At 41.6% G+C, this 13406-nt stretch carries 15 protein-coding genes; 13 read left to right on the top strand and 2 right to left on the bottom strand.

Going from position 1 to position 13406, the window contains the following annotated elements:
- Positions 1-45 precede the first annotated feature (45 nt).
- Positions 46-225, top strand: a complete 180-nt coding sequence (locus NSS92_RS08900) for a YjzC family protein (RefSeq protein WP_041110112.1) — start codon at positions 46-48, stop codon at positions 223-225.
- 163 nt (positions 226-388) lie between these two features.
- Positions 389-1654, top strand: coding sequence for an MFS transporter (locus NSS92_RS08895; RefSeq protein ID WP_267586005.1), 1266 nt, complete (start codon positions 389-391; stop codon positions 1652-1654).
- A gap of 124 nt (positions 1655-1778) precedes the next feature.
- Here NSS92_RS08895 and NSS92_RS08890 read toward each other — a convergent pair whose 3' ends face one another.
- Positions 1779-1973, bottom strand: a complete 195-nt coding sequence (locus NSS92_RS08890) for a YjzD family protein (protein WP_003211779.1) — start codon at positions 1971-1973, stop codon at positions 1779-1781.
- Between the two features lie 212 nt (positions 1974-2185).
- On the opposite strand from NSS92_RS08890, the gene NSS92_RS08885 reads away from it, so the two are divergent.
- From NSS92_RS08885 to NSS92_RS08870, 4 genes are all read left to right on the top strand, one after another.
- Positions 2186-2926 carry a hypothetical protein gene (locus NSS92_RS08885; RefSeq protein ID WP_142944495.1) on the top strand — a complete coding sequence of 247 codons (741 nt, stop codon included), beginning with the start codon at positions 2186-2188 and terminating at the stop codon, positions 2924-2926.
- Between the two features lie 72 nt (positions 2927-2998).
- Positions 2999-3574 (top strand): nad binding enzyme, encoded by a 576-nt coding sequence (locus NSS92_RS08880; RefSeq protein ID WP_267586006.1) that lies wholly within the window; start codon positions 2999-3001, stop codon positions 3572-3574.
- A 91-nt stretch (positions 3575-3665) separates the two neighbouring features.
- Positions 3666-4628, top strand: a complete 963-nt coding sequence (locus NSS92_RS08875; protein WP_267586007.1) for a BMP family ABC transporter substrate-binding protein — start codon at positions 3666-3668, stop codon at positions 4626-4628.
- 12 nt (positions 4629-4640) lie between these two features.
- Positions 4641-4838 (top strand): ComZ family protein, encoded by a 198-nt coding sequence (locus tag NSS92_RS08870; protein WP_024425054.1) that lies wholly within the window; start codon positions 4641-4643, stop codon positions 4836-4838.
- Between the two features lie 10 nt (positions 4839-4848).
- On the opposite strand, the gene NSS92_RS08865 is transcribed toward NSS92_RS08870, so the two are convergent.
- Complete coding sequence (locus NSS92_RS08865) at positions 4849-5082, bottom strand: hypothetical protein (RefSeq protein ID WP_142944498.1); 234 nt, start codon at positions 5080-5082, stop codon at positions 4849-4851.
- A gap of 171 nt (positions 5083-5253) precedes the next feature.
- On the opposite strand from NSS92_RS08865, the gene NSS92_RS08860 reads away from it, so the two are divergent.
- The 7 genes from NSS92_RS08860 (at position 5254) to NSS92_RS08830 (ending at position 13383) form a co-directional block, all read left to right on the top strand.
- The gene (locus tag NSS92_RS08860; RefSeq protein ID WP_267586008.1) at positions 5254-6192 is read left to right on the top strand and encodes a beta-ketoacyl-ACP synthase III; all 939 of its coding nucleotides are present in this window, start codon (positions 5254-5256) and stop codon (positions 6190-6192) included.
- Positions 6193-6213: 21 nt separating this feature from the next.
- The gene (gene fabF / locus NSS92_RS08855; RefSeq protein ID WP_267586009.1) at positions 6214-7455 is read left to right on the top strand and encodes a beta-ketoacyl-ACP synthase II; all 1242 of its coding nucleotides are present in this window, start codon (positions 6214-6216) and stop codon (positions 7453-7455) included.
- 77 nt (positions 7456-7532) lie between these two features.
- Positions 7533-8336: a DUF2268 domain-containing protein gene (locus NSS92_RS08850; RefSeq protein WP_340867357.1), complete on the top strand. Its 804-nt coding sequence runs from the start codon at positions 7533-7535 to the stop codon at positions 8334-8336.
- 149 nt (positions 8337-8485) lie between these two features.
- Positions 8486-9466 (top strand): ABC transporter ATP-binding protein, encoded by a 981-nt coding sequence (locus NSS92_RS08845; RefSeq protein WP_142944501.1) that lies wholly within the window; start codon positions 8486-8488, stop codon positions 9464-9466.
- Positions 9463-10485, top strand: a complete 1023-nt coding sequence (locus NSS92_RS08840) for an ABC transporter ATP-binding protein (RefSeq protein WP_340867356.1) — start codon at positions 9463-9465, stop codon at positions 10483-10485. Before NSS92_RS08845 ends, NSS92_RS08840 begins: the two co-directional genes overlap by 4 nt.
- 85 nt (positions 10486-10570) lie before the next feature.
- A complete protein-coding gene (locus NSS92_RS08835) occupies positions 10571-12205 on the top strand; it encodes a peptide-binding protein (protein ID WP_340867355.1) in 1635 nt (544 codons plus the stop codon).
- 227 nt (positions 12206-12432) lie between these two features.
- Positions 12433-13383: an ABC transporter permease gene (locus NSS92_RS08830; protein WP_034621771.1), complete on the top strand. Its 951-nt coding sequence runs from the start codon at positions 12433-12435 to the stop codon at positions 13381-13383.
- Positions 13384-13406: the final 23 nt, after the last annotated feature.

The raw sequence follows: 13406 nt of genomic DNA, 5'->3' as shown, positions 1-13406 counted from the left end.
CACGGGACGGGACATAATAACATCAATCGAGAAAGGAGGATGAAAATGGGTCAGAAGCATCAGTTTAAATCAGGGAATAAAGCACCGAATAATGGTGTGTATATCGAGATCGGCGAAACTGGAAGTATGGTGAAAGATCCTTTAAAGATTAAGCTTAAAGCAGGCGACGTCTTTCCTGATAACTCGAACCATAATCGTGTTTGGACCTACCAAAGAAAGCCGTAAGCAATTGACTAAGAGTCAGCATGAATAAGACTTTAGAGGCATGTGTCATGCCTCTTTTTTCTTTATAATAAAAAACAATTAAGTTCAAATTTTCAAATAAATAGTATGAAAAAAGGAGAACTTAAGGTAAAATATGTAATATATTGTTGAAAGGATTTGTGTGATGGAAAAGATGAATCTCAGTGAAAGTGTTTGGAATAAACGCTTCACCTCATTATTCATATCAAGACTCATTAAAAACACAGGAGAAAGTTTTGCTTTTACATCCGTCCTTTGGCTATTGATTTTAAGAGGGGATGGAGCGCTTGGTACAGGACTTCTTCTAGCAGTAACTGTTCTCCCTTCATCATTGTTAGCCCCAATATTAGGACCTCTTATGAAAAAGCACCATTTGTCTAAATGGATGTTCGCTTCAGATGTTGTTCGAGCAACAATTGTACTCATTATTCCACTTCTGCACTTTTCGCATCTATTGCCTCTATGGTTATTGATTTCATTAATGGTTATTCAATCGGCAACAGGTGCAGCTTATAATCCAGCTTCTGTGGCGATCTTACCGCAGATTGTTCCAAAGCATCTCATTCAAAAAGCAAATGCAATCCTGCAATCTTCTTTTGAGATTGTTGCACTTGCAGCAGTCATGGTGGCAGGTCTTTTGGTTAAATTAATTGGACCTGCAGATACTCTGCTGATCACCACTGCTTTATTTGTGATTTCTGGTCTGTTTATTATCGGGGTCAAACTAAAGAAAACCGATGAAGAAAAAGCAGCGGGCATTAAACAAGCGAAGAATACATATTTGTATAACTTAAAAAGAGGTTTTCTCGTTGTCAAAAACCATCACATTTTATTTGCGCTCACGCTGTATTGTATCTTAATGAATGTTGCAGCAGCTCCGTGGCAGGCACTATCAGCGGTATACGTAGCAGAAGCGCTGCAAAGCGACTCCATGGTGTATTCTATTTTAAGAGGCGTTGCCGCAGTTGGCGCGTTTATGATGGGCTTTGCTCTGGCAAAGGTGAAAATTAAGAGATTTGGTTTGTTCTTTATTGTCGCTGGCATGATTGAAGGGGCTGCGTTCTTTATTACAGGGATGAGTACATGGCTGCCGGTCGTTCTGCTTGCTTCCTTTATTTTTGGAGCTGCTGTCAGTGCGATCAATGTACCGGAAATGGTCATTATTCAAACGTCTGTTGACCAAGAGGATCAGCCGCAAGTATATGCTGTGATCAATGCGTCATCAAATGTCTTTCTCCCGCTTGCAGCTGTCGTATCAGGCGTCCTCGCAGAAAGATTTGGAGCGGGACCTGTCATTGCCGGCGGAGGAATCCTTGAAATTTTATCAGGTATCGCGATCTTCCTGTTTACAGGGCTTGCGAAAAGCCATTTGACAGGGGACAAACAGAAGTCCGAAACCGTCGAAGTGTAAACGATAAAAACCCCCTGTATGTTGAAGGCAGGGGGTTTTAGCGTGCCGCTTTTCAATCAAGCTGAAAAAAAGAAAAAAGAGCTAAACATCATTTAGCTCTTTTTCGCACATCGTTTCTTGCATATTAAGAGTGTTTTGTTGAACTTTCCGTTTCTTTCATTGGACTTACTTCAGCAAAGATGAATAAAATAACCGTAAACACAACTGCAAGAATGGAAGTGAGCGTAAAATCATAAGCAGCTCCATTCATAGAGGCAACGATGTAACCAGCCATATGTGTCAGCAGAAAAGTCCAAATGAGGGTGATAATATAATGCATAATCCCACCGTCCTTTATGTAACAATCTATTGATTATCATACCATAGATGCAAGTGAAGGGAAAAGACTGTTTTCCGCCTTTATGTGACCATTTTGAGACCTTCTGCTATAAAAATAAAAAGAATTCTTCTGTCTTTAGGGGATTTCCTTATTCCTACAAGAGTTGTTGATCATATCATAGAAAGCAGAATCACTGAAAGGAGGCTGGCCATATGGGTGTAAGCGAACGTTTTTTCCAGCTTGGTTCCCAGTGGAACATCATTCACCTTCCTCAAAAACCAAATGGCTTTGGCATTCTAATCCTCGGTGACCGAAATCACTTTGTGCAGGAAAATACATCATTCTGGCTTCAGCATTATGGAAGAAACCAGCTTTTAACTGCCTTAAAGGATGAAGGATATACATTGTTTAATAGTCATCTTCATGGGAATCACTGGGGATGCGAAGATGCTGTTTTTAGTGCTAAGCAGCTCGTGCATCACACACTAAAACACGAAATATTAAACCGGGAAATCCATGTGCTCGCAGAGGGAATGGGCGCACTTGTTGCCATGAGCCTTGCTGAGGAGATGCCTGAAGTGCTAAGGTCCATTGCGATGGTGAATCCATGTCTGCATCTCTCTGCACAACGAGAAAGAGAAAAAGAACACAAATTCTTTTATAAGCAGCTGATCAAAGAGTTAGCAGAGAGCTATGGCTGTTCTGAAAAGGAAGCTGAAACGTATCCACTGCCTTCTTGCCCTGTTCATTCTGCTCATGTACCGATTCATATATGGCAAAGACTAAACGGCGCACCTTATGCATATGAACTTCACGCAAAGCCTTTTATTGATCAGCATATGAAAAATCCAGAACATTGTCAGATCGATCTCACGCTGCATATGTTTGATCATCCGAGAAGAATCTTTCAATCCATTCACAAGTTTTATAAATCGCATGAAAGAGAATTGTGATGAATAGGATGATAACAGCCCTTCATAGAAAGGGCTCTTCTTTTTATTCGATATAAAAAAGGGGACATGAACATGGAAACAGGACTGATCATAGGGGCAGATGAGTTTTTTGGCCTGACACTTTGTGAATATATGATGAAAGAGGGCATTCAAGTGGATATCACGCGTCCTCATGATCTTAAAGAAGAACAAAAGGGACTGTTAGAAGAGCGGATGATGTGGCTGGGCAGAAATGATCTCGTTCGAGTCATTGACCTTCAGGATAGCAAAGACACGTATGACCTCATTTTTATTCAATCAGAGGAACCGTATAACAGGAAGGAAGAACTCAAAGCAAAGAATGGCATGTACCGGATTCTTTATGAAAAACCTGAAAACGAATCAGCGAAACAGCATGTGCCGGCAGTTATTCTTCCTCGCATGTTCGGACCATGGACACTCAATGAAGATCAAACAAAGCGTGCTGATTCACTTTTTGTAGAAGATGTGGCAAAGGACTTGTTACAATGGGCATCGGACACAGAACAAAGACAGGACATGACGTATGAATTGAAGGTAGAAAGCCAAACAGATGACAAACAAGCAGAAGACATGATTGCTGAATGGAAAAGACAAAACTCAACATTTTTCGACAAAAAGCAAGAATGATCTTCCATCTTATCTTTTTTCAGTATAAAATAAACCTATATTTAACATACAGGTTCATCACTGCATGTTGCAAAAGGGAGTTGAACATGGCATGAAGTACCAGCGGCTTGTCATGATCTTTTCGTTCCTTCTTCTATTATCTGCCTGCTCGCAGGCTCCTTTAAAAGGAAAAATTGAGAAGGTGGGTTTACTCGTCCCCGATACGATTAATGATCAAGTTTGGGGAACGAAAGGTTATAAAGGCTTATTAAGTATCCAATCAACATTTGGTGTAGATGTTTATTATAAGGAAGGAATGGTCGACAAGGAGAAAATCGTTGATGCCATTGAAGAATTCCATAAAAAAGGAGTCAATTTGATTATTGGCCATGGCAATGAATACAGTGAAATTTTCAACTTGATCAGTGAAGATTATCCAAACATACAATTTATTACGGTCAATGGAAACAAGCCTCAGGCGGACAATGTCACAAACGTGACGTTTAAAGGTGAAGCAATGGGCTTTTTCGGAGGCATGACAGCTGCACATATGTCAAAAACAAAAAAGATTGGTATTCTTGCTACATATGATTGGCAAAGTGAAGTAGACGGCTTTATCAAAGGGGCAAAATATCAAGATGAACATGTACAAGTGTTAGCGGAGTTTGTTGAAAACTGGGATGATGCTGACAAAGCGGTGGAGCTCTATCAAAAATTAAAAAAGCAGGGCGTAGATGTTGTGTATCCAGCAGGTGATGGTTATAATATCCCTGTCATTGAACAAATCAAAGCCGATAATTTATCAGCGATCGGGTATGTCACCGATCAATCCAACCTCGGCAGCCATACGGTTTTAACGAGCACTGTACAGCATGTTGATAAAGCGTACAGTATCATTGCAAAGAAGTTTAATGAAGGCAAGCTAAATGAACAAGGTGAGTACTCCTTTGATTTTAAAGAAGGAGTGATCGAAATGGGGAAATTTAGCTCCACCATAGACGACGCTTTTGTGAAAGAGATTGAAAGTGATATTGCGTCTTACAAAAAAACAGGCAAACTGCCAAATGAAAAGTGAGGAGACGACGACATGCAGCACGAAAAATCGATGGAATTTTTACAAATTGCCATGAAGTATTTTCCGCAGGCGAAGGAAGAGTTAGATAAAGCAGGGATTCAGCTTGAGCCTGAAGCACTACAGCCGCTTCTAACATTATTTACATCTGTCATGCAGGAAGCATACGAGCTTGGAAAAGCAGATGCAGAATCAGAAAAAGCCACAGAATAGTGGCTTTTTTTTATGATAATTTTTTCTTAAAAGCACTAATCATAGGCCCAACATCTTTAAACACAGGCTTCAGCTCATCGATGGAGTTCATAATGTTTCCAATTTGATTCATGACATGCATGTAGTCAATCGAGTCATCACTTGAAGATGTCTCCGCACGTTCCTCCTTTGCCTCTGTCTTACTTTTCTCCTTTTCAATCGGCTGTCCAAACATCATTGCTGAGAAAATATCTTTTTGCGCCATATCACATGTTCCTTTCTACTATTGGTATATATCATTAATCTATGAAAAAAGTGAGAGGAAAGGTTAGACGTTTGTATTGCCAAGAAGAAAAAAATAAGGTAAAATTAGTACCAGATACTAATATAAGATCACAATATCACATGCTCGTATGAGTAAAAGGAGTCTTATTCAATGAATGCTGGAATTATTGGCCTTGGCCGCTATATACCTGAAAAAGTATTAACAAATCATGATTTAGAAAAAATGGTTGAAACTTCTGACGAGTGGATTCGTACTAGAACAGGTATAGAAGAAAGAAGAATTGCATCTGATGATGTCAATACATCTCATATGGCGCTTGCTGCTGCAAAAAAAGCATTAGCTGACGCAGATGTGGCTGCAGAAGATATCGATATGATTCTTGTGGCGACAGTCACGCCAGATCAAGCATTTCCGACAGTTGCTTGTATGATTCAAGAGCAGCTCGGTGCACATAAAGCATGTGCAATGGATATTAGCGCTGCGTGTGCTGGCTTTATGTATGGGCTTGTTACTGGAAAACAATTTATCGAATCAGGAACTTTCAAACACGTGCTTGTCGTCGGTGTAGAAAAGCTTTCTCGCATTACCGACTGGGATGACCGCAATACAGCTGTTTTGTTTGGAGATGGAGCTGGAGCTGCTGTGCTGGGAGAAGTCAGCGAAGGCAAAGGAATTCTATCATTTGAACTTGGAGCAGATGGAAGCGGCGGGAAGCACTTGTACTTAGATGAAAAAGATCATACAATCATGAATGGACGAGAAGTATTTAAATTTGCTGTAAGACAAATGGGCGAGTCAAGTGTAAACGTCATTGAAAAAGCTGGACTATCAAAAGAAGACGTTGATTTCTTGATCCCGCATCAAGCAAATATTCGCATTATGGAAGCAGCACGCGAACGCTTAGAGCTGCCAGTTGAAAAAATGTCGAAGACTGTCCATAAATATGGAAACACATCAGCAGCTTCTATTCCAATTTCACTATGTGAAGAAATCGAAGCCGGAAAAATTCATGACGGCGATGTGATTGTAATGGTTGGTTTTGGTGGCGGATTAACTTGGGGCGCAATCGCTATGCGATGGGGCCGATAAAAGAGTGGGGTGCACAAATTAATGGATAAGAAACGAGTAGTTGTTACAGGATTAGGTGCTTTGACACCACTTGGCAACGATGTAGAGTCAACATGGAAAAATGCTTTAGCGGGTGTATCAGGGGTTGGGCCGATCACACGTGTCGATTCAAGTGAATATACCGCAAAAGTAGCTGCAGAACTAAAAGATTTTAACATTGAAGATTACATGGAGAAAAAAGAAGCGCGAAAAATGGCGCGCTTTACGCAATATGCAGTCGTTGCTGCTCAAAAGGCGCTGGAAGATTCACGTCTTGAAATCACAGATGAAATCGCACCGCGTGTTGGTGTATGGGTTGGGTCTGGTATTGGCGGACTTGAAACATTTGAAGAGCAGTTCGAAGTGTATTCAAATAAAGGGGCAAGACGCGTAAGTCCATTCTTCGTCCCAATGATGATTCCTGATATGGCGACAGGCCAAATCTCTATTGCACTTGGCGCAAAAGGGGTTAACTCTTGTACAGTGACAGCATGTGCAACAGGTACAAACTCAATTGGTGATGCATTTAAAGTTATTCAGCGCGGAGATGCAGATGCGATGATCACAGGCGGAACAGAAGCGCCGTTAACAAAAATGTCGTTTGCAGGCTTCTGTGCGAACAAAGCCCTTTCGACAAATCCTGATCCAGAGACAGCAAGCCGTCCATTCGACAAAAACCGTGACGGATTTGTCATGGGTGAGGGTGCAGGGATTATTGTTCTTGAAGAACTTGAGCATGCGTTAAAACGTGGTGCGACCATTTATGCAGAAATCGTTGGTTATGGTTCAACTGGTGATGCCTACCATATTACAGCGCCAGCTCCAAATGGTGAAGGCGGCGTCCGTGCAATGCAAGAAGCGATTCGAGATGCAGGTTTGTCTGTGGAAGACATTGATTATATCAATGCCCACGGTACAAGCACACCTTACAATGATAAATTTGAAACAATGGCGATTAAAGAAGTGTTCGGAGAGCATGCGAACCAGCTTGCAATCAGTTCGACAAAATCAATGACAGGTCACTTACTTGGCGCAGCAGGCGGAGTAGAAGCCATTTTCTCTATTCTTGCGATTAAAGACAGCGTCATTCCTCCAACCATTAACCTTGAAACACCGGATGAAGAATGTGATCTTGATTATGTAGCAAATGAAGCACGTTCAAAAGAAGTGCAAGTTGCTTTAAGTAACTCACTTGGTTTTGGCGGGCATAATGCGACAATTATTTTCAAAAAATACGAAGCGTAATACTTCCTGAGAAAGCGGCGATCGATAAACAGATCGCCGCTTTTTTGCATATGATGAAAATGGAGGTGTTCAGCGGTATGGGTCTGATCAATACACAATATCTCATTCATCAATCATCATCATTTCAGGAGCTTGCGGCGCGCTTTGTTCCTTATTTTAAAGGGGCCGAGGAAAAAGAATGGTCGTCTATCCTCGCTCACCTGCAGCATCATGGGATGGTTCGGTCTTGGAGTTCGTGCAAAAACATGATCGACAAGCTCAAGGAAAAAGGGTACTTCAAGCTTGTCATGAAAGAATACCAAACGCTTCAAAAGCAGTGGAAAGGCCCTGACATTCCTGTGTTTATTTTACCTGTCAACGAGAGCAGCAGAGAAATCAGAGAGCAATTTTATTATCAATCCGGCATGGCATTTGATGACAAGGTCTTTCTTTTTTTGTCTCCAAATACCCCGAAGGAGCGAATCGGTACATTGCTGACTCATGAATATCACCATGTATGCAGGCTGCATTTTCTCTCAAAAGAAGAAAAAGACTTTACATTCCTCGATACAATCATGATGGAGGGGCTCGCTGAATATGCTGTGTATCATAGATATGGAGAAAGCTATACAGCGAAATGGACCACCTTCTATAGCGAAGCTCAGCTTCAGCGCATGTACAAGAAATGGGTATCTGGTCATCTAGATCAAAAAGTCCAGGACGACGAAAGGCTGATACAGAATCTTCTTTATGGAAAAGGGAACTACCCTAAAATGCTTGGTTACGCCACTGGGTTTTATATCGTGAAAAAGTATTTCAATGAGCACCGAATCAGCGAGGAGTCTATGATTGCAGAGCCGGCAGAAACCTTTTTAAAGGCGATAGAATCACAAAGTGAATAATTCACATAAAAAAAGACATATTACAAATTTACTAAATACTTCTTGATTTCGTCATAACGATGTAATAATATACAAATAATTCTTTTTATTTTAAAAAGACGGAATATTCAGGTTCAATTCTATTGATCTATGGAGAAAGGGGCGAATGAATGAGCACGCTGCTTGAAGTGCAAAACTTAAAAACTTATTTTTTTCGAAAAAAGGAACCAATACCTGCTGTTGATGGCGTTGATTTCAGCATCAACAGAGGAGAAACTGTCGCATTAGTCGGTGAGTCTGGGTCTGGCAAAAGCATTACGTCCTTATCCATTATGGGTTTGATTCATGGAACGGGTGGGAAAATTATGGACGGTTCCATCAAACTTGATGGAAAGGACCTTGTTACATATAGTGAAAAGGAATTATGCAGCATCCGTGGAAATGATGTATCTATGATCTTTCAGGAACCCATGACCTCACTTAATCCCGTCTTAACCATCGGAGAACAAATAACAGAAATCCTCATCTATCACAAAAAACTTTCAAAAAAAGAAGCGGTCAAAAAAGCGGTTGATCTGCTGAAGCTTGTTGGTTTTTCCCGCCCGGAGCAAATCATGAAAGATTATCCGCATCGTTTATCAGGCGGCATGCGGCAAAGAGTGATGATTGCCATTGCGCTAAGCTGTGATCCGAAGCTTCTCATTGCAGATGAACCGACAACTGCCTTAGATGTAACCATTCAAGCCCAGGTACTCACATTAATGAAAGATTTATGCTCTACCTTTGGTACATCTATTCTTCTTATCACACATGATTTAGGTGTCGTGTCTGAAGTTGCAGATCGTGTGATTGTCATGTACTGCGGACAGGTTGTTGAAAATGGGACTGTCGAAGAGTTGTTTGAACAGCCGCTTCATCCTTACACAGAAGGGCTGCTTGAATCGATTCCTGTCATTGACGGAGACATACAGCCGTTAACAGCGATCAAAGGGAATGTTCCTGCGCCAGATCAGCTTCCAGCCGGATGCCGCTTTGCTCCTAGATGTCCGCAAGTGAAGGAACGCTGCCTGGGAGAACTGCCTAAGCTGAGAACATTTGAAAATGGCAGAAGCGTCAGATGTTTCTTATATGAGGAGGCAGACCAAACATGACCCTTGCTCAAAATCAATCACAAATAACGGAATTACCAGAGAAAGAAACGATTCTTGAACTGAAACAGATTCGAAAACATTTTCCGATTAAAGCGGGCGTCTTTCAGAAGAAAGTCGGTGCAGTGAAAGCTGTTGACGGCATAGACTTGAAGATTTATAAAGGTGAGACGTTAGGTATTGTTGGGGAGTCAGGATGCGGTAAATCCACATTAGGCCGGACAATGATCCGCCTATATGAACCAACTGACGGTCAAATCTTTTTTAAAGGGCAAGACATCTCGCGCGTATCAGAATCAAAGCTAAGACAATCTACACGAAAAAACATCCAAATGGTTTTTCAAGATCCCTTTGCATCACTCAACCCTAGAAAAACACTTCGAAGCATCATCAAAGAACCCTACAAAACACATCACTTATATTCCTTAAAAGAAAGAAATGAAAAAGTAGAACAGCTTTTATCAAAGGTAGGTCTTCATCCAAGCTTTGCGAACCGCTATCCCCATGAATTTTCAGGCGGGCAGAGGCAGCGAATCGGCATCGCTCGTGCGCTTGCTATGAATCCTGACATGATCATCGCAGATGAGCCTGTATCAGCACTTGATGTATCCATTCAGGCGCAGGTCATTAATCTGATGGAGGAGCTTCAGGAGGAATTTGATCTTACCTATCTATTTATCTCTCACGATTTAAGTGTGGTCAGGCATATTAGTGATAGAGTCGGCGTCATGTATCTCGGCAAAATGATGGAGCTTGCCGATAAGCATAGTCTGTACGATGACCCGCTCCATCCGTATACACTGGCTCTGCTTTCTTCCGTTCCTGTCACCCGTAAAAAAGGGCAGACGAAAAGAGAACGCATTATGCTCCAAGGCGATCTGCCGAGTCCTGCAAATCCGCCAAAAGGCTGCGTATTTCACACAAGATGCCCGCACGCGAAAGAAATCTGTAAAGAAAAAGTACCAGCATTTCAGGAATTAAAAACGAACCACTTTGTTGCCTGCCACCTCTACAACGCTTGATCCAGCTTGTATGATCTCATCTTTGAGAGGGGGGATGAAACAAGATTCGGTCATTATTTTTAAAAAAAGATAGGGGGAATTGTCTATGAAAGGTAGAAATAGAAAGTCCATTTTGGTCAGTTTACTGCTGATTTTTACATTAACCCTTGCTGCTTGTTCTGGTGGAAATAAAACGTCTGGAGACAGTGAAAAGAAATCCACTGGTAAACCTGTACAAGGCGGCGATCTTGTCATCGGCTCAATTGCAGAGCCAACATTATTTAACTCGCTGTACTCTACAGATGTGGCAAGCTCTGATATTGAGGAAAGAATCTACAGCTTTTTACTTCAAACAGACGGAAAGCTCAACCCTCAGCTATCGCTGGCAGAGGATATTAAAGAATCTGATGAAGGCAAGCAGTTTGATGTCACCATTAAAAAAGGTGTGAAGTTTCATGATGGTGAAGAACTGACTGCTGATGATGTTGTGTTTACATACAGCATTCCAATCAATAAGGACTACAACGGGGAGCGCGGATCAGGCTTTGAAGTTTTAGAGTCTGTTAAAAAGACAGGGGACTACTCGATCGAATTCAAGCTCAATAAAAAAGATCCTTATTTTTATAATGTCACACTAGGAAGCTACGGTATTTTACCTAAGCATATTTTAGGTGATGTGCCTATAAAAGATCTCGGTGAAAACGAATTTAACCGAAAAAAACCAATCGGTTCAGGTCCATTTAAATTCGCAGAATGGAAAGAAGGAGACTACGTCAAACTAGAAGCCTTTGACGATTATTGGGATGGACGTCCTTACCTTGATACTGTCACAATTAAAACCATTCCTGATCAGAATGCAGCGATTGCTCAGCTGTCAGCAGGAGATATTGATTTCTTTGCTGTACCAGGATCCGAGCTGCAAACAGCTGAAAAAGTGAGCAACATTAAAATTGAATCTGATCTAGGACTCAATTATTCATACATTGGCTGGAACCAGAAAAATGAACTCTTTAAAAGTAAAAAGGTCCGCCAAGCGCTGACACATGCCATTGATCGTCAAACGATTGTTGACCAAGTGCTAGATGGAGACGGCAAAGTAGCCAACATTCCAGAAAGTCCGCTGTCCTGGAACTATCCAAAGGATGAAAGTGTTCCAGTGTTTGAATTTGATCAAGAAAAAGCGAAAAAGATGCTGAAAGAAGAGGGCTGGGAGGATACAGATGGAGACGGCTATCTTGATAAGGATGGCAAGAAATTCTCCTTTGTCATAAAGACCAACCAAGGAAATAAAGTTCGTGAAGATATCGCTGTCGTTGTCCAGCAGCAGCTCAAAGAAATCGGTGTGGAAGCGAAGCCGCAAATTGTGGAATTCAGTGCACTCATTGAGCAGACGACACCGCCTAAGTGGGATTATGATGCGCTGCTGCTCGGATGGAGCCTTGCAACATTCCCTGATCAATTCAGCATATTCCACTCAAGCCAGTCTGAAAAAGGCTTAAATAACATCTGGTATAAAAATAAAGAGGTCGATAAGCTGTTAGTCGATGCTAAAAACTTAAGCGATCGAAAAGATTATTCAAAGGCATATGAAAAAATTTATAAACTGATCGCAGAGGATCAGCCGTATACGTTCCTTTACTATGCCAACTCACATCGCGCTATGCCATCTAATCTCCAAGGCTACTCTTACCACCCGAAAGATGAGTATTACAAAATCGAAAAATGGTGGCTTGAACAGTAGGCTGATAGTGAAGAAGGGGAGGATTCTCCCCTTTCACCGTGAGAACAATCCCTTGCATTCGGTGTCAGTTCTCTGCGGGTGCTAAAAAGATCATTTCGTTCGCTCCGCATCAGCACGAGAATTCAAGGGTTTTCATATCACGCTGAAAAGCAGACAAAGGGCTAAAATAATATCATTTTGGCCTTTTTTTCACAGAATGGCGATCCGATGAAAAAGGAGTTGTGCATATGGTTACATATATCATTAGAAGGACATTACTCTCCATTCCCATTTTATTAGGGATTACCATTTTGTCCTTTGCCATTATGAAAGCAGCACCAGGCGATCCAATGTCACTCATGATGGACCCTACCATTAGTGCGGCAGACCGGGAAGCCTTTATTGATAAGTACGGCTTGAACGATCCTGAATATGTGCAATATATGAAATGGCTTGGCAATATGCTTCAAGGTGACTTTGGCACATCCATTGTCAAAAAGGGAACGCCCGTGGCTGATTTAATTTTTGCCCGGCTGCCAAATACCCTCATCCTCATGATCTTTTCTACATTGGTTGCCCTGCTGATCGCCATCCCATTTGGTGTTCTTTCAGCAAAACGTCCGTATACAAAGCTTGACTATGGCATTACGGTTACATCTTTTATCGGACTGGCTATTCCAAACTTTTGGTTTGGTCTCATCCTCATTATGGTTTTATCCGTGAACTTAGGGTGGTTTCCAACTGGCGGAGTCTCTACCTTGAATGCCGATTTTAATGTGTTTGACCGGCTCCATCACATCATTTTACCTGCCTTTGTTTTAGCAACTGCTGATATGGCAGGGCTGACCCGGTACACAAGGTCGAGTATGCTTGATGTCATGAGGCAGGATTATATCCGCACAGCAAGAGCGAAAGGTTTTAGAGAAAACAAAGTCATTTTTAAGCATGGTTTAAGAAACGGTCTCATGCCTGTCATAACGATTTTCGGATTAATGATACCATCCTTTATTGGCGGCGCAGTCGTGGTGGAACAAATCTTCACCTGGCCTGGACTTGGAAAGCTGTTCATTGATTCTGCCTTTTCGAGAGATTATCCGGTCATTATGGCTATGACCGTTATTTCCGCAGTGCTCGTGGTGGTTGGAAATTTAATAGCGGATATTTTATATGCAATCGTTGATCCGCGTATTGAATATTAGAAGGGAGCTGAAGCACAATTGGC

Origin of the sequence: Bacillus sp. FSL M8-0166, assembly GCF_038008825.1 — a bacterium.
Lineage (GTDB): Bacteria > Bacillota > Bacilli > Bacillales > Bacillaceae > Bacillus > Bacillus safensis.
This window is presented reverse-complemented; position numbering and strand designations above follow the sequence as displayed.